Genomic DNA, 16,759 nt, shown 5'->3' on the forward strand with positions numbered 1-16,759 from the left:
CACGCGATCACTCCACCGCCACCTCGACGCCGTCGGAGAACATCGAGTCGTGCAGCTCGAGCGTCGCCGGGGTGGCCTTCTTCGGCAGGTCGAACACGACCACACCCTCCACGGAGTTGCCGGGGTTGATCTCGTTGAGGAAGCTGTTCGAGTCGTCGAGGTAGATCGCCGCCCCGGTGTCCGCGGAGTGGGTCCGACCCTTGGTGTCGACGAGCTCCTGGGAGTCCCCGTCGAAGTACTGCGCCTCGTCACCGATGTTCTCCACCGTCACGTGCACCAGCAGAAACCGCCCCTGGGCCTTCTCGTTGAGGAAGTCGTCGCCGATCTGCTTCACGTCGTCCTCCAGCTCGGTGACGGTGAACTCGAACTTGCCGTCGCGCACGGGGTCGCCCAGGCCCGGCAGGTCAGCCGCCTCGGGCTCCTCGGCCGCGACCTCCTCGTCGGCCGACCCACCCTCGTCTGCCGGAGCGTCCGCCGCCGTCTCCTCGACGACCGTCACACCGTCGTCGGCCACCGTCGACTCGTCTCCGCCGCCCAGCGAGGCACCGACGATCGAGATGCCGACGAGCGCGCCGAGGCCGGTGAGCACCTTGTGCCGGGCGAACCAGTTCTTGCGCTTCTCGGGCGCCGGCGGCTGCGGGGCCCAACCCTGCGGCGCCTGGCCGTACGGCGGCTGCTGGCCGTACGGCGGCTGGGGGCCCGACGGCGTGGCACCGCCGGGCGCGGAGCCGGCAGGCGGCGGGCCGAAGGACGAGGGCTGCTGCTGCGACGGGTCGGGGTGCTGCATGGACATGATGTCTCCCTGAGCGGTGTGGTCGGTGGCGAACGGCACGATCCTGCGCCGTACCACCCCGGCCACGGATCCCCCGATCAGGTCGACCCACCGAGCCGAACGGTGGAGCCCGCACGGCCGGACCGACCCGGACAGCGGACGCCGGCGTCGGAGGTGTCTCGTACGCTCACCGCATGCACCCGCCACCGCCCCCGTCCCCGCCCGGCGGACCACCGCCCGGGGCCGGTGGCTGGACGGGATACGGCGCCCCGCCGCCGCTCCCGCCGCCCGGATCGCACCCGATCCCGGGCCTGGCCGTCCCGTACCGGCCCGCGCGTCGGCCGGGCCGCACCGTCCGGAACGTGCTCGGCACCGTCGGCGCCGTCGTCGTCACCTGGTTCTGCGCGGTCACCGGCTGGGCCATGGCTGCGCCCGACGTCATGACGGGCGCCGGGCTGGCGGTCGAGGTCCTGTGGTTCTTCGTGGCCGGCGGCGTGGCGACGGCGATGGTGTGGCGGCAGCGGTACCCCGTCGTGGTGTGCCTCGCGACGGCCGTGGTCGGCATCGTGAGCCCGCTCGGCGCCGTCGCCCCGCTGATCGCGCTGCCCTGGGTGGTGGCTCGCACCGACTGGCGTCGCAGCCTGCTGTGCGGCGCGGCTACCGCGGCCGCGCTGGTCGCCACGTTCTGGCGTGACGGCTCGCGCACCGCGGAGAACGTCATCTTCTCGGCGACCCTCGAGGACGGCGGCCCGACGACGTACATGTCGCCGCTCGGCTACACGATCCTCGGGGCGCTCGCCCTGGGCCTCGCGGTGGGCGTCGGCCTCCTGCGGCGCCTGGCGACCCGCGCCGACGCCGACGCCGACGCCGCGCGCGCCGTGGCCGCTGCCGAGGCCGGCCGGGCCGCCACCTGGCAGCAGCAGTCGCAGTCGCTGCAGACGGAACTCACCCGCCAGGAGGAACGCGAACTCATCGCCCGGGAGATGCACGACACGGTCGCCCACCAGCTCTCGCTGATGTCGTTGCAGGCCTCGGTGCTCGAGGTGTCCTCCGACGACGGCGAGGTCGGGGACGCCGCCCGGTCGATGCGGGCCTCGGCGCACCACGCGCTGGAGGAGATGCGCACGCTCATCACCTCGCTGCGTGAGGGAGCGGACGACTACGGTGCCCGCTCATGGTCGCTCGACGACCTCGGCGACCTGCTCGAGTCGGCCCGGGAGCGCGGCGTCGACCTGGTGGCGACGGTCTTCGTCTCCGACGGGGACGACGCACCGGCGACACTCACCCGCACCGTGTACCGGGTGGTCCAGGAGTCGCTGACGAACGCCACCAAGCACGCGCCAGGCACCCGGGTCGCGGTGCAGGTCCGGGCCAGGCCGCGGGACGGCATCGACATCACGGTGCGCAACCCGCCGGCGTCGGCGCTCACCCCCGACGCCGTGCCGGGCAGCGGCGCCGGGATCGTCGGGATGCGCGAACGCTGCGAGGCGCTCGACGGCAGCTTCGACGCCGGATGGCAGGACGACGGCACGTTCCTGGTGCGTGCCCATCTGCCGTGGGTCCCGGCCCCGTAGACCGTCCTGCGGGCTCTGCCGGTGCGATGTCGCAGGTGGGCAGTACCGTCGGTCCCGTGGTGAGGGTGCTGGTCGTCGACGACGACACGATGGTCCGGAGCTTCCTGCGGCAGATCCTGACGAAGCGCGGGATCGACGTGGTCGCAGAGGCCTCCGACGGCGACGAGGTGGTGCCGGCGGTGCAGGCGCACCACCCCGACGTCGTGCTCATGGACCTGCGCATGGAGCGTATGGACGGGGTGCGCGCCACGGCGGCCGTCGTCGCGCTGCCGGACCCGCCCGGCGTCGTCGCCATGACGTCGTTCGACACCGAGTCCACGATCCTCGACGCCGTGCACGCCGGTGCCGCCGGCTTCCTCGCCAAGGACGCCGGGCCCGACGAGCTCGTCGCCGCCGTCCAGGCGGTGGCCTCCGGTGACGGCGCGCTGTCCGCCCGCGCGGCCCGCGTGGTGATGGAGCAGGTGGCGGCGGCCCCGACGGCGCGCGGCCAGCGCGAGGCACAAGAGATGCTGGCCCGGCTGACCGACCGCGAGCTGGAGATCGCGCACTGCGCGGCCGAGGGCCTGTCCAACATCGAGATCGCGGCGCGGCTGTTCATGGGCGAGGCGACGGTGAAGACCCACCTGAGCAAGGCCTGCCAGAAGCTGGGGACGAACCGCGTCCGCCTGGCCGTGCTCGTGGACCGCGCGGGTTGATCCAGGCGCGAGGCTTCCAGATATGAGACTATCAACTTTGGAAGTATCACGTCCGAAAGTTTAGCGAGGTCATCATGCGCTCCTTCGTCGGCCGCACCGCGGAGCTCGACGTCCTCGACCGGCTCCTCGCCCGCACGGCCGAGGACGCCGACCGACCAGGTCGCGCGGTCCTCGTCCGGGGTCGGCGGCGCGTCGGCAAGTCGAGACTCGTCGAGGAGTTCGTCGACCGTGCCGGCGTCCCGAGCCTCTTCTTCACGGCTGCCGGCGGCCCGCCGGCCACGGACCTCGCCGACTTCACCGCTGAGCTGTCGGCGTCAGACCTTCCCGACGCCTCGGCCGCGACGCCCTCGGAACCGCCTGCGACCTGGACCGATGCCTTCCAGATGCTGGCAGCAGCGCTCCCGACAGACCGGCCGAGCGTCGTCGTCCTCGACGAGATGCCCTCCCTCGTGCGGGCGGACCCGTCGTTCGAGGGCGCACTGCAACGCGCCTTCGACCGACTCTTCTCGCGCCTCCCGGTGCTCCTCGTCCTGGTGGGTTCGGATCTCGCGACGATGGAGCAGATCAACACGTACGGCCGACCCTTCTTTCAGCGCGCGGCCGAGATGGTCGTCCCCCCGCTCAACCCCGCCGACGTCGCGGAACTGCTCTCGCTGGGCCCGGCAGAGGCCCTCGATGCCTACCTCGTCACCGGGGGACTCCCCCTGGTCCTCGACGCCTGGCCGTCGGGCGCCGACCTGTGGGCCTACCTCGGTGAGGCGCTCACCGACGCGACATCGGCACTGATCGTGAGCGGTGAGCGGAGCCTGGCCGCGGAACTCCCCACCGAGGCGCAGGCACGCACCGTGCTCCGCGCCGTCGGGCACGGGGAACGCACGTTCACCACGATCGGCCGGGCCTCCGGACTGCCGACAGCCTCGCTCAAGCGCGCACTCGACCTCCTGATCGCACGGCGAGTCGTCGCCGCCGACACACCCCTGTCCACCCGCCCCAGCAAGGAGAAGCGCTACCGGGTCGACGACCCGTACCTGCGCTTCTGGTTGCACTTCGTCGGCCCCGGGATACCGCTGATCGAGCGGGGCCGTGGCGACCAGCTGCTCGAACGCGTCCGCAACGGCTGGACCTCCTGGCGAGGGCGCGCCGTCGCGCCCTTGATCCGCGAAGCCCTGTGGCGCTCGGTCGGGCCCGGCCTCTTCGAGCACACCGGCGCCGTCGGCGGCTACTGGACACGCACCAACGACCCGGAGATCGACCTCGTGGGAGCGGACAGGCCAGGCGTCGCGAAGACCCTCACCTTCGTCGGCTCCGTGAAGTGGCTCGAGCACCGAGCCTTCGACCACCGCGACCTGGCACGGCTGCACCGCCATCGGGACCAGCTGCCGGGCGCCACCGAGGACACACCGCTCGTCGCCGTCTCGCGCAGCGGTGTCGACGTCGACGGCGTCACCGCCATCGGGCCCGCAGACCTGCTCAGGGCGTGGACCGCGTCCGTGTGACGCAGCTGTCACACCCCGCCGCTACCGTCGCGACCATGACCTACGCCAACGTCGGCACGCTGGGTGCCGCCCCCGGGAAGCGCGACGAGCTCGTGGCCCACCTGACCGGCCGCAGCCAGGAGCTGGCCGACGCCGGCTGCCTGCTCTACGAGGTCGGCGTCCACGACGACCACCCCGACACCGTCTACGTCGCCGAGCTGTGGACGTCGACGGAGGCCCACCGCGCCTCGCTGCAGCTCGCGAGCGTCCAGGCCTCCATCGCCGCGGCACGGCCGCTGCTCTCCGGGGAGATGGGCGGGTTCGACTTCACCGTGGTCGGCTCGCCCCTGCGCGACTGAGCCACCCGAAAGTCACCCGCTCCCCCACGCGCGTATCAGGAACCCCCGGCGCAGACTCGTTCTCGGAGTGACGCGTCACAGCGGACGCGGCACACGCTTCGGCCCTCGGGCCGTGTCGCGCACCCGCAGCAGGATCGCGTCGAGCGCACCCGCGAGCCACCCGGCCGCGCCTACCCCTGCGCATCCCAGGAGTCTGCTCATGCGTCGCACCCTGTCCTCCTGCGCGGCCGTCGTGGCCGCGCTGGTCCTCGCCGCCACCCCCGCGGCGGCACACGGGTCCCACGGGTCCCACGACCCTCGCCCACCGTCGTCGACGACGATCGCGTCCGGCCTGGTCACCCCGCTGAGCCTCGCCGTCGGCCCCCGTGGCACCACGTTCGTCAGCCAGAACTTCGCCGGCCTGCTCACCGCGGTGGACCGCCGCGGCGAGGCCTCCGTGCTCTACGCCTCCGACGACGGCGCGGAGGTCGGCGGCCTCAGCTACACCCACCGCACCGTCACCTTCGCCGAGACCGGTGCCACGCAGACGGTCAAGCAGCTGCACCTCGACAAGCGCGGCAACCCCCGTGGCGAACCGACGGTCCTCGCCGACGTGGGCGCCTACGAGGCGGCCAAGAACCCCGACGGCAGCGTCACGTACGGCTTCCGCACCGTGCCGGAGTCGTGCCTCGCCGACGTCCCGCCCGAGATCCCCGCCCAGTACACCGGCATCGTGGAGTCCCACCCGTACGCGACCACCACCACCCACCGGGGCACCACCTACGTGGCCGACGCCGCCGCCAACGCGATCCTGTCCGTGGACCACCGCGGCAAGGTCCGCACCGCCGCCGTGCTGCCCGCGCAGCCCGTCCGCATCACCGCCGCGGCGGCCGAGGCGCAGGGTCTGCCGAGCTGCGTCGTCGGGCACAAGTACTGGTTCGAACCCGTCCCCACGGACGTCGAGGTCGGTCCGTTCGGCCTGCTCTACGTGTCGCTGCTGCCCGGCGGCCCGGAGGACGACTCCCTCGGGGCGCGCGGCTCCGTCGTCGTCGTGTCGCCGTGGAACGGCCGGGCACACACGGTGGCCGACGACCTGCTCTCGCCCACCGGGATCGCCGTGGACAAGAAGGGCACCGTCTACGTGGCCCAGCTGTTCGGCGGCGAGATCTCGAAGGTCGGCCGCCACGGCGCCACCGAGGTCGTGTCCGTCCCGCTGCCGGGCGACGTCGAGCTGCACGGTCGCGACCTGCTCGCCACCGTCAACGTCCTGCCGCCCGACGAGACGAGCCCGCCCGACGGCCAGCTCGTCCGGTACTCCCTGTCCGGGCGTCGCTGACGACACTGCTCCCGGGTCCGCGGTGCCGAGCGGCACCGGCCGCGCGGCACCGCGGACCCGGGACGCACTGTTCACCGCCGGTTGAGGCGGCCGTCACAGGCCGGCGCTAGCGTGACGGCATGACGATGCGACGAGGCACCACCCTGTCCGCCGCCACCGCCCTCGCGGTGGCGCTGTCGGCCGCGCTCGCGCCGGCCGCCGTCGGCCACCCGGACCACCACGGCCAAGGCCACGGCCAGGGGCACGCCGGCAGCCACGGCAAGGACGAGCTCCGCGTGGCGACGTACAACCTGTCGCTCAACCGCGCCACGGCGGGCGAGCTGCAGGCCGACCTCGCCACGGGCGACGACGCGCAGGCGGCCACGGTCGCCGAGGTCATCCAGCGCGCGAATCCCGACGTGGTGCTGCTCAACGAGTTCGACTTCGACGCCGCGGGCACCGCCGTCGACCTCTTCCGCGAGAACTACCTCGAGGTGAGCCAGGGCGGCGCCGATCCGGTCACCTACCGCTACGCCTACTCCGCGCCGTCGAACACCGGGGTGCCGAGCGGGTTCGACCTCAACAACGACGGCACGGTCGGCGGCGGGGACGACGCCTTCGGCTTCGGAGCGTTCGAGGGTCAGTACGGCATGGTCGTGCTCTCGAAGTACCCGATCGCCACGGACCGCGTGCGCACGTTCCAGCACTTCCTGTGGAAGGACATGCCGGGCGCGCTCCTGCCGGACGATCCGGCCACGCCCGCACCCGCCGACTGGTTCAGCGCCGAGGAGCTCGACGTGGTGCGCCTGTCCAGCAAGTCGCACTGGGACGTCCCGATCCGCGTCGGGCGCCAGACGGTGCACGTGCTCGCCTCGCACCCCACGCCACCCACCTTCGACGGCCCCGAGGACCGCAACGGCCGCCGCAACCACGACGAGATCCGCTTCTGGGCGGACTACGTCACCCCCGGCACGGCGTCGCGCTACATCGAGGACGACGACGGCGGCCGCGGCGGTCTGCACCCCGGCGCACCCTTCGTGATCCTCGGCGACCAGAACGCCGACCCGCACGACGGCGACTCCTACGACGTCGCGATCGACCAGCTCCTGGACCACCGGCGCATCGTCGACCCGCTGCCGACGTCGGCCGGTGCGGTCGAGGCGGCTGCGCTCCAGGGCGGCGCCAACGACGCCCACACCGGCGACCCGGCCTACGACACCGCTGACTTCGCCGACACCGCGCCCGGCAACCTGCGCGCCGACTACGTGCTGCCGTCGAAGCACCGGCTCCGGGTCCAGGACGCCGGGGTGTTCTGGCCCACCCAGGACGACCCGCTGTCCGCGCTGACCGGCACCTACCCGTTCCCGAGCAGCGACCACCGGCTGGTCTGGGTCGACCTCACGGTCTGACGGCGAGCGCGTCAGGCGACGGCGGCCCGGGCGTCGATCCAGTACCGGCGCTTGGGCGCCTCGCCCTCGACGGCGCGCACGTCCTCCAGCACGCCGCCGCACGCCTCGATGACGGCGGCGGACCCCGCGTTGTCCTCGTCGCACGTCACCAGCACGCGGTCCACGCCGGCGTCGGCGAGCAGCGCCACCGACTGCCGCAGCATCTCGGTGGCGTACCCCCGACGGCGGTGCGCGGGCGCGACACCGTAGCCGACGTGCCCGCCGACCTCGCGCAGGTAGTCGTTGAGCGCGTACCGGATGGAGACGCGACCCACGGGTTCGCCGTCGACCTCGGCGACGAGGAAGTCGGCCCGCACCCGGCCGGGCGGCAGGTCCGTGCCGGCGGACTCGCGCCGGACCTGCGCGAGCACCTCGTCCCACGTGCCGTCGGCCAGCAAGAACGTGAAGCCGTCGGCAGCGAGCTCGTCGTGCAGACGGCGCAGCGCGGCCTCGTCGTCAGGGCGTGGTGGGCGGAGGTGCAGCGGCATCCCCGCATCCTGCCGTCCGGCAGGCCGACGGCGCACGTCCTTTCCGTGCAGTGGCCTGCGTTCACGCCTGGAGGGACCCGGCAGTCTCGGCCGCGTCGTCGAACTGCTCGCGTGCCCGCTCGATGCGAGCCCGGTGGGTGGTGACCCAGGCGAGGACGACGTCGACCGGTTCGCGCAGGGTCTTGCCGAGGTCGCTGATCCGGTACTCGACGGCGACCGGGCGGTCCGCGACGACGCGCCGCTCCACGATCCCGTTCCGCTCCAGCCGTCGCAGCGTGGCGGTGAGCGACTTCTGCGTGATGCCCGGGATCGCCCGGCGCAGCACGTTGAACCGGCACGGCCGTTCGCACAGCTGGTCGAGGATGCTGACGGACCACTTGTCGAGCACCTGGTCGAGCACGTCCCGGTGCGAGGGGTCGATGCGCAGCTCGCCGGGTGGGGTGGCGGTGGTGTCGTCCACGAAACCTGGTCTCCTTGAAGTGTCTGTGATGTACCTGGTATCCAGGGTATACCTAATTGATCGCTCACCCAGGAGACCACGATGTCCGTTCAGCTCATGACCCCCGACGGCATGCTGCAGCCCACGCCGTATCACCACGTCGCCGTCGGGACAGGTAGCCGGCACGTCCATGTCGCCGGGCAGGTCGCACTCCAGGCCGACGGCACCCCGCTCGCCCCGGGCGACCTCGCCGGTCAGGTCGCGCACGCGCTGCGCGCCACGGCGCACGGGCTCACCGGTGCCGGTGCCACGTTCGACGACGTGCTGCGGCTGACCTTCTACGTCACCGCATGGGCGCCGGAGAAGATGGAGGCCTTCATGGCCGGCGTCGAGTCCGTCGCCGACGAGGTCGGCCTGCGCCTGCCCATGCCGCCGGCCTCGCTTCTCGGCGTGGAAGCCCTCTTCGCACCGGACGTCCTCGTGGAGGTGGAGGCCACCGCGATCCTCGACTGAACGTCTTCCGCTCCCCGGGACCACCGCTGCGGGTCGCGACGGAGACGTACCACGCCGGCGGGCGCCGACGCTCTTCGTCGTCGGTGGGCCCTCCTCGCTCGCGAGGTCCGGATGGTCAGGATGTCCCGCCGTAGTGCGCGGCCAGCCGCCGCATCCCTTCGTCGATCGACACCGCGGGGCGCCACCCGAGCTCGGCCCGCACGGCCCGCTGGTCGAACCAGTGCGCCGTCGACAGCTGCTCGGCGAGGAACCGCGTCATCGGCGGCTCGTCGGCACCGGGCCGCACGCGCCACACGGCCTCGATCAGCCCGCCGGCCGTCCGCGCCAGGCCGGCGGGCACGCGCCACCGCGGTGGCTCGACGCCGCCGGCCCGGCAGATGCCGGCGAGCAGGTCGGCCACCGTGCGCGGTTCGCCGTTGGTCAGCACGTACGCCCGGCCCCGGACCGCCTCGGGCCGATCACCCAGCCGGTCGAGCGCCGCGACGATGCCGTCCGCCGCGTTGTCGAGGTACGTGGTGTCGATGAGCGCTGCCCCGTGACCCAGCAGCGGCAGCCGCCCGCTCGCCGCGCGGTCGATGACCCGCTCCACGAGCTGGGTGTCCCCCGGCCCCCACACGATGTGCGGCCGGACCGCCACGACGCGGAAGTCTCCGCGCCCGTCCGGGGTGCCGCCGTCGGCCCCTGGTCGCGAGGCACCGGCTCCCCGGTCCCGGGAGAGCGCCAGCACCTCCGACGCCGCCTTGGTCCGCGCGTACTCGCCGCGCGCCCGCGCCGGGTCGGCCGGCTCCGCGCCGACGCCCACCAGCGAGACCCCGGCGTGCGCCACCGACGGCGAGGACACCTGCACGAACCGCCGCACGCCGGCCCGCTCGGCGGCGTCCAGCAGCAGCTCGGTGCCGTGCACGTTGACGCGCTCGAACTCCGCCGGGTCCCCGGCCAGCGACACCTTCGCCGCGAGGTGCACGACGGCGTCGGCCCCGTCCACGGCCCGCGCCACCGTCGCGGCGTCGGTCACCGACCCGGCGACGTCCTCGGCCCCCGCCACGCCCGACGGGCTGCGCTGCAGCGTGCGCACCTGCTCCCCGCGCGCCACGAGCACACGCGCCACCGCACCGCCGAGCAGCCCCGACGCGCCCGTGACCAGGACCGTCACGGGGCGCCCACGCGCCCGCCGGCCAGCACGCCGTCGGCCCAGCGGGCCAGCCGCGCCCGGTCGATCTTCGAGTTGTGCCGCACGTCCGTGGGCATCCGCGGCACCACGAGCACCGCCGCGAGCGCCACCGACGACGCCGCCCGCACCGCCGCGTCGACGTCCCGCGGGGCGAGCCCCGGCCGCCGGGCCGCCTCCACCAGCTCGACCACGGCGACCGCCTGCTGCACCCCGGCGGGGCCGACGCCGACCACCGCGGCGCGTCGCACCGGCTCGGCCCGCTCGATCGACTGCTCCGGTCCCACCGGCGCCAGCGGCCCCTCGGCCGTGGTCAGCACGTGCGCGAGCCGCCCCTCGATCCACAGGCGCCCCGCGGCGTCCAGGTGCCCGACGTCCCCGGTGCGGTGCCAGTGCCCCGGCGGCGTGTCCCGCTCGGCGGCGGCGTCGGTGAGCCACAGCCGGTCGTAGCGCTCCTTGAGGTGCGGGGCATGCACGAGCACCTCGCCCAGCACACCGTGCACCTCGTTGCCCTCCATCCCGGTGCCCGACGACGGCGCCCCGGTCGCCGCGCCGTCGGCGTCCAGCGGGCTGATGGCCACCCCGCCCGCGGCCGCGTCGACGATCGGCCGGCCGACGCACACGCCGGTGTCCGGCGCGGACGCGGCCTCGCGGATGCCGTCCAGCGTGATGTCGGTGACCAGCAGGCACTCGGTCATGCCGTACGGGGTGTGCGCCTGCGCGCCCGGCATGAGCGACTGCGCCGATCCGAGCAGCTCGGCGCTGATCGGCGCCCCTGTGGACAGGAAGGTCTCGACACGCTGGAGGGCGGCCCGGTCCGCGGCGTCCAACGCTCCGGCGGTGTCGACGACGTGGAGGATCGCCGCCGGGGAGAGGAACACCATGCGTGCGTCGGAGGCGCGCACGGCGTCGGCCACCGCCCGGGCGGTCAGGGTGCGTGGCGCGGACACGTCCATGTCGGGCGTGACCGACCGCGTGCCCAACGCCGGGCCGAGCAGCGCGAACGGCGCGAACCCGGTGACCAGGCCCGTCCCGGCCGTCACCCCGAAGTGCTCGGCCAGCACGTCCCGCAGCGCGGAGAGCCGGGCGTGCGTGTAGACGACGCCCTTGGCCGGCCCGGTCGAGCCGGACGTGAAGAGCACGGCCGCCTCGTCGTCGGGACCCGGCTCGGGCGGCAGGTCGACGCCCTCGCCCGCACGGGCGACGTCGACCAGCTCGTGGTCCACGCCGAGCGCGCGCCGGCGCACCGCGTCCAACGGGTCGGCAGCGATCCGCACCCCGGGCCAGCCGCACGCCCGGGCGGCCGCGAGCGCCGTCGTCTGCCCGATCAGGTACTGCGGCCACGCGCCACGCTGGGCGCGGGTCAGCCCGCGGACGCCGAGCCCGGCGTCCGCCACGACCACCACCGCACCGATGCGCAGGCACCCGTAGACCAGGGCCGTGAGCGTCGGTCCGGGCCGGACCAGGAGGGAGACGCGGTCGCCGCGACGCACCCCGATCGAGTGCAGGCCCGCGGCGATCCGTCGCACCTGCCGGTCCAGCGCCCGCCAGGTCACCGTGGCCGGGCCGGAGCCCGACATGTCGAGCACGGCCGGGTCGGAGCGCGTCGCGTCGTCGGCGGCGCGCTCGTCGAGCCCTGCCCAGATCGGCCGGAACGCGGTACCCGACGGCGAGGCCGAACGGTCGCCGCGCGGCGGCACGGCGGCGGGGTCGGTCAGCGTGGCGCTTCGGCCGCTCGACCCGCGCGCAGATGCGTTCACGGGCCCCAGGGGGCCCTCCACTTCGGGATTGACATCTGCGCGCGGGTCGAGCGGCCGAATCTCGGTGTCCAGCCAGCCCAGCACGGGCCCCGCGTAGTCGACGTCCTCCGCGACCAGGTGCCCGGCGCCCTCGAACCGGTGCACGCGGGCGTGCGGCAGCCGGCCGACCAGGTCGTCGAGGTAGCGGTCGGAGAAGATCGGGTCGCGCGGCCCCCACAGCAGCAGCGCCGGCACCTGCAGCGCGGCGACGCCCGCCGCGATGCGGTCGAGCTCCGGCCTGCTCGGGTGCTCCGCCGTCGCGGGGATGTCCGCGACGAACCCCTCGATCCCCCCGCGGTCGGCAGCAGCCCGGTACGGCAGCCGGTAGGCGCCCGCCACGTCGGCGGGCAGGCGCGGGTGGGCCAGCGCCAGGGTGGTCTCGAGGAACGCCCGCGTGGTGCTGGTGCCCAGCCGGTGCACGGGCGGCGCCAGCGCGAGCCGCAGCGCCGCCGGGATCGGCACGCCGTCGGGCTGGTGCACCGCGGTGTTGAGCAGCGCGACGCCGGCCAGCAGGTCGGGGTGGTCCACGGCCCAGCCGAGGGAGACCACGCCGCCCCAGTCGTGCCCGAGCGTGACCACCGGGCCGTCCAGGCCGAGCGCGTCGGTGAAGGCGCCCAGGTCCGCCACCCGCTCCGGCAGCGACCGCGCCCGCCCGCTGCGGGCCGACAGCCCCATCTCGAGCTGGTCGACGGCGACGACCCGCCACGCGTCCGGCACGCCGCCGGGACGCTCCCCCGTCGCCGCGGCCTCCGTGACGGCCGTCTCGGTCGCGAGGTTCAGCAGGTCGCGCCACAGGTAGGACCACGTCGGGTTGCCGTGCACGGCCAGCACCGTGCCCACCGGCTCGATCCCCCGGGCGGCCAGCTCCGGCCCGTTGTCCAGGTAGTGCCACTCGGTCACCGGCCCGCGCGCGGCCGGACCACCGCCGTCGGACGCCGGAACGCCCGCCGGGGTGCCGCCGTCGGGCACGCGCAGCACGTGGCTGAACCGTGGATCGAGGCCGGGCAGGCCCGGCGGGACGGTGCTGGCGCCCGAGCTCACCACGCAAGCTCCATCATCGCCGTGTTGATGCCCGAGCCGACGCCCATCAGCAGCACGCGGTCGCCCGCGGAGAGCGAGTCCTGCTGCTCGACCAGCGTGAGCGGCACGGACGCCGGCCCCACGTTGCCCAGGTGGCCGAACGTGGTCGGCACCGCCGAGCGGTCCAGGCCCACGGCCTCCACGATCGCGTTGGTGTGCACGCGCGAGACCTGGTGGGTGATGTAGCGGTCCATCCCGCCCCAGCTCCAGTCCGCCGTCGCGTCCTTCCAGGCGTCGACCACCAGCTCCAGGCCACCCTCGAGCAGCCCCTGCGCGTCGGTGAACATCCCCTCCGTGCTGCCCACGCACAGCAGGTGGTGCTGCGTCGCGGCACGAGTCACGCCGCCCAGCACGCGGTGGCCCTCCGGGTGCTCGTCGGCCCGGCCCAGCACCGCCGCCGCGGAGCCCGAGCCGAGGGTCAGCGACGCGAACTCGGCCATGAAGTCCTCGCGCCCGACGTCGTCCCGCAGCAGCCGCTCGACCGTCACGTCCTGGATGTCGTCGGCGTCCTCGCCCGCCACCACCATCGCGTACCGCACCTGCCCCGACTCGATCATCCCCGCGGCGATGCTCATGCCGTTGATGAAGCCCAGGCAGGCGTTCGCGACGTCGAAGTTGACCGCCGAGCTCGGCAGCCCCAGCCCGTGGTGCAGACCGACCGCCACCGACGGCTCCAGGTGCTTGCGCGTCACGGACGTGTTGATGAGCAGGCCGACGTCGTCCGGCTCCACGCCCGCGCTGCCGAGCGCCTCGATCCCGGCCGCCACCGTCGCGGTGTTCGCGTCCTCGCCCGGGCCCCAGTTGCGCCGCGCCTCGACCCCCGCGACCCGCTCGAGCAGGCTGGTCGGGAGCTTGAGGCGCGACAGGGCGGGCGCCAGGCGCTCCTGCACGTCGGCCGAGGTCGTGACCCGCGACGGCAGCCGGCTCGTCACGGACAACAGCGCGACGTTGGCGAACCTGGTGGTGGCGTTTCCAGACACTCGAGCTCCAGACATCCGGCCGCGCACTGCGCCGGAACGACGACGATTCGCCGGCTCCTGGGGCAGGACCCGGCGCGACGGGCATGTCGACACCCGCCCTTGAGGTTAAGACGCTCAGGCCCTCCTTGCCGTTCCGGCCGCACTGTGGATCTCGACACGTCACCCGGGCGGCGTCCCGGCGGGCGGGCGCCGGTGCCTACGCTGAGCGGGTGACCAGCCTCCCCCCGTTCGCCTCCGACAACTACGCCGGCACCCATCCCGAGGTCCTCGCCGCGGTGGCCGCCGCCAACGACGGGTTCGCCGTCGCCTACGGTGACGACCCGTGGACCGCCCGGCTCGACGCCCGGGTCGCCGAGGTGTTCGGTCCCGGGGCGCTCGCGTACCCGCTGATCAACGGCACGGGCGCCAACGTCGTCTCCCTCATGGCGCTGTCCGAGCGCTGGGGCGGCGTGGTGACCTCCGACGTCGCGCACGTCAACACCGACGAGAACGGCGCGCCCGAGCGGGTCGGCGGGCTCAAGATGCTCCCCTGCCCCTCCGCCGACGGGCGGATCGAGCCGTTCCACGTGGAACGGTGGGCCGGGCAGCGTCACGACGTGCACCGTGCCCACCCCGGCGTGCTGTCCCTGACGCAGTCCACCGAGCTCGGGACCGTCTACCCCGTCGAGGCGCTGCGGGCGCTCGTCGACACCGCGCACGGGCTCGGCATGGCCGTGCACGTCGACGGGTCGCGGCTCGCGAACGCCGCCGCCGCGCTCGGCTGCTCCCTGCGCGCGCTCACCACCGACCTCGGCGTCGATGTCGTCTCGCTCGGTGCCGCCAAGATCGGCGGCATGATCGGCGAGGCCGTCGTGGTGCTCGCGCCGCAGGACGCGCCCGTGGTGCCCGGCTCCGGGTACGACGGCGGAGCGTTGCGCGAGCGCGCGGCCGCTGCGGTCCCGTTCCTGCGCAAGTCGACGATGCAGCTGGCGTCCAAGACGCGGTTCGTCTCGGCACAGCTGCTCGCGCTGCTCGGGGAGCCGGGAGCGCCCGTGGGGGGCGGGGCGGCGGCCGCGCCGGTGACGCCGGGCGCCGCCGGGGCGGGCGCCGGTCCCGCGGCCGCAGGGTCGGGCGCCGGTCCCGCGGGCGCAGGGTCGGGCGCCCGGGCGGGCGCCGGTCCCGCCGGCGCCGGTCCCGCCGGCGCCGGTCCCGCGGGCGCAATAGCGCGTGCCGCCGCCGAGCCGCTGTGGTGGCGCAACGCGGTGCACGCCAACGCGATGGCCGCGCGACTGCGGGCCGGCCTGGAGTCGTCCGGGGTGCTCGCCCCGGCACCTGCCGAGGGGGATGCGCCCAGGGCAGGTGCCGCGCCCGAGGGTGGTGCCGCCGTCGGCGGCGTGCGCATCACGCGGCCCGTCGAGGCGAACGCCGTGTTCGCGACGCTCCCCAGGGCGGCGGCGGACCGGGTGCGCGAGCAGGCACGGTTCTACGACTGGGCACCGGGGGAGACGCCCGATCGCGTCGAGGTCCGCTGGATGTGCTCCTGGGACACGCCGGCAGAGGCGGTCGACGCGTTTGTCGCCGCCGTCGCCGACGCCCTGGCCCGGTGACTGATCGTCACTTCGGTTTCTGTCCGGCACTCCGGACTGCCGGACAGAAACCGAAGTGACGATCAGTACGAGGCGCCCGGAAGCGGGAGCAGCGGATTGACCTTCAGCGATCCCCGCAGCGGCACCGGGAACGCCCTCAGCAGGGTGGCCGTCGCGGCGGCCGGGTCCGGACCGTCCTTCGCCGTGAACCGCAGCGGCCGCACGCCCAGCCGCGCAGTGATGGCGTCCTCGCGCACCTTGTCCTCGAACCGCGCGCGATCCGCGTCGTAGCGGTCGCCGAAAGAGCCGTCCACGTACTTGACCCGGCCGTCGAACTCGACCAGCACCCGGTGCTCCGCCCAGCCCAGGTCCACGCGATAGCAGCGCCCGTCCACCTCGACCGGGAGCTGCGTGCGGGGCCGGGGCAGCCCTGCCCGCAGGGCCAGGTAGCGGATCCACGTCTCCCACGGCGACTCGGCACCCGGGTCGGCATTCTCGAGGACCCATCGCGCCCGCGCCGTACCGTTGCGTCGCCGCGGCCGGGCCAACAGCTCGAGTGCCGCTTCGCGAGACAGCCCATCGGCCAGTGCCCAGTCCGCGATCACCAGCGCGTCCAGCGGGTGGAGCGTCAGCGCGCAGTCGACGACCGTCCGGAGCAGCGGCGTCGCCGGCAGGCCTCGCAGCACCACGCGCTCGTCCGGGACCCCGCGCCGTCGCACGATGTCCGTCGCGGCGCGGCTGCTCGGGCTGGACGGCACCAGCACGTTCACCCGCCGTGGGAGCCGCCACAGCGGCGCGCCCCACAGGAAGGCCGCGCTCTCGTGGCTGAACACGTGGCGCGCACGGAGCTGCCGGTGGACCGCGTGGAGGCGGTCCAGCGTGAGCCGCCGCGCCGCCGCGAGACCGCTCTGGTCCGAGGTCGCCGCACGGTAGGCGCCCCGGCGCACCCGCTCCAGGTCGCCGCTCAGCAGCCCGCGCCGCAGGCCGCGGCGATCGTGCTCGCGGGCGATGAGCACTGCGTCGTCGTGGGTCACGCGACCAGGTTGCCGCGGCGCGCGGCACGGGCAGGGCCGCATGCCGACATCTGTGGACGGCCTGGACCTGGGGAAA

16 protein-coding genes are annotated in these 16,759 nt (G+C 74.4%); 8 read left to right on the plus strand and 8 right to left on the minus strand.

The window, feature by feature from the left end:
- Positions 1-7 precede the first annotated feature (7 nt).
- Complete coding sequence (locus BCL65_RS04090; RefSeq protein WP_243400765.1) at positions 8-793, minus strand: DUF4352 domain-containing protein; 786 nt, start codon at positions 791-793, stop codon at positions 8-10.
- A 173-nt stretch (positions 794-966) separates the two neighbouring features.
- Between BCL65_RS04090 and BCL65_RS04095 the strand changes: the two genes are divergently transcribed.
- The 4 genes from BCL65_RS04095 (at position 967) to BCL65_RS04110 (ending at position 4,875) form a co-directional block, all read left to right on the plus strand.
- On the plus strand, positions 967-2,346 hold the full coding sequence (locus tag BCL65_RS04095) for a sensor histidine kinase (protein WP_106265472.1): 1,380 nt from the start codon (positions 967-969) through the stop codon (positions 2,344-2,346).
- A 56-nt stretch (positions 2,347-2,402) separates the two neighbouring features.
- Complete coding sequence (locus tag BCL65_RS04100) at positions 2,403-3,041, plus strand: response regulator transcription factor (RefSeq protein WP_207767656.1); 639 nt, start codon at positions 2,403-2,405, stop codon at positions 3,039-3,041.
- Positions 3,042-3,115: 74 nt separating this feature from the next.
- Positions 3,116-4,537, plus strand: a complete 1,422-nt coding sequence (locus BCL65_RS04105) for an ATP-binding protein (protein WP_106265475.1) — start codon at positions 3,116-3,118, stop codon at positions 4,535-4,537.
- Between the two features lie 35 nt (positions 4,538-4,572).
- The gene (locus BCL65_RS04110) at positions 4,573-4,875 is read left to right on the plus strand and encodes a putative quinol monooxygenase (RefSeq protein WP_106265932.1); all 303 of its coding nucleotides are present in this window, start codon (positions 4,573-4,575) and stop codon (positions 4,873-4,875) included.
- Between the two features lie 75 nt (positions 4,876-4,950).
- Here the strand turns inward: BCL65_RS04110 and BCL65_RS18265 are convergent, their stop codons facing one another.
- Positions 4,951-5,076 carry a hypothetical protein gene (locus BCL65_RS18265; protein WP_258176884.1) on the minus strand — a complete coding sequence of 42 codons (126 nt, stop codon included), beginning with the start codon at positions 5,074-5,076 and terminating at the stop codon, positions 4,951-4,953.
- Between BCL65_RS18265 and BCL65_RS04115 the strand changes: the two genes are divergently transcribed.
- Positions 5,075-6,190 carry a ScyD/ScyE family protein gene (locus BCL65_RS04115; RefSeq protein ID WP_106265476.1) on the plus strand — a complete coding sequence of 372 codons (1,116 nt, stop codon included), beginning with the start codon at positions 5,075-5,077 and terminating at the stop codon, positions 6,188-6,190. The genes BCL65_RS18265 and BCL65_RS04115 overlap by 2 nt on opposite strands.
- A 119-nt stretch (positions 6,191-6,309) precedes the next feature.
- A complete protein-coding gene (locus tag BCL65_RS04120; protein ID WP_106265478.1) occupies positions 6,310-7,578 on the plus strand; it encodes an endonuclease/exonuclease/phosphatase family protein in 1,269 nt (422 codons plus the stop codon).
- Between the two features lie 11 nt (positions 7,579-7,589).
- Here the strand turns inward: BCL65_RS04120 and BCL65_RS04125 are convergent, their stop codons facing one another.
- Both BCL65_RS04125 and BCL65_RS04130 read right to left on the minus strand, forming a co-directional pair.
- Entirely contained in the window at positions 7,590-8,105 is a 516-nt protein-coding gene (locus BCL65_RS04125; protein WP_106265480.1) for a GNAT family N-acetyltransferase, read from the minus strand.
- A 61-nt stretch (positions 8,106-8,166) separates the two neighbouring features.
- On the minus strand, positions 8,167-8,565 hold the full coding sequence (locus BCL65_RS04130; protein WP_243400764.1) for a winged helix-turn-helix transcriptional regulator: 399 nt from the start codon (positions 8,563-8,565) through the stop codon (positions 8,167-8,169).
- A gap of 81 nt (positions 8,566-8,646) precedes the next feature.
- On the opposite strand from BCL65_RS04130, the gene BCL65_RS04135 reads away from it, so the two are divergent.
- On the plus strand, positions 8,647-9,057 hold the full coding sequence (locus tag BCL65_RS04135) for a RidA family protein (protein ID WP_106265482.1): 411 nt from the start codon (positions 8,647-8,649) through the stop codon (positions 9,055-9,057).
- Between the two features lie 115 nt (positions 9,058-9,172).
- Here the strand turns inward: BCL65_RS04135 and BCL65_RS04140 are convergent, their stop codons facing one another.
- From BCL65_RS04140 to BCL65_RS04150, 3 genes are read right to left on the minus strand one after another with little or no spacing between them, the layout of a single operon-like run.
- On the minus strand, positions 9,173-10,210 hold the full coding sequence (locus BCL65_RS04140) for an NAD-dependent epimerase/dehydratase family protein (protein ID WP_106265483.1): 1,038 nt from the start codon (positions 10,208-10,210) through the stop codon (positions 9,173-9,175).
- Positions 10,207-13,068 (minus strand): alpha/beta fold hydrolase, encoded by a 2,862-nt coding sequence (locus BCL65_RS04145; protein WP_243400763.1) that lies wholly within the window; start codon positions 13,066-13,068, stop codon positions 10,207-10,209. Before BCL65_RS04145 ends, BCL65_RS04140 begins: the two co-directional genes overlap by 4 nt.
- A complete protein-coding gene (locus tag BCL65_RS04150) occupies positions 13,062-14,099 on the minus strand; it encodes a 3-oxoacyl-ACP synthase III (RefSeq protein WP_106265936.1) in 1,038 nt (345 codons plus the stop codon). Before BCL65_RS04150 ends, BCL65_RS04145 begins: the two co-directional genes overlap by 7 nt.
- A gap of 194 nt (positions 14,100-14,293) precedes the next feature.
- On the opposite strand from BCL65_RS04150, the gene BCL65_RS18270 reads away from it, so the two are divergent.
- Positions 14,294-15,670 (plus strand): threonine aldolase family protein, encoded by a 1,377-nt coding sequence (locus tag BCL65_RS18270; protein WP_243400762.1) that lies wholly within the window; start codon positions 14,294-14,296, stop codon positions 15,668-15,670.
- 62 nt (positions 15,671-15,732) lie between these two features.
- Here BCL65_RS18270 and BCL65_RS04160 read toward each other — a convergent pair whose 3' ends face one another.
- Positions 15,733-16,683, minus strand: coding sequence for a hypothetical protein (locus BCL65_RS04160; protein WP_125206460.1), 951 nt, complete (start codon positions 16,681-16,683; stop codon positions 15,733-15,735).
- Positions 16,684-16,759 lie beyond the last annotated feature (76 nt).

This window comes from Isoptericola halotolerans (genome assembly GCF_003003075.1).
GTDB lineage: Bacteria > Actinomycetota > Actinomycetes > Actinomycetales > Cellulomonadaceae > Isoptericola > Isoptericola halotolerans_A.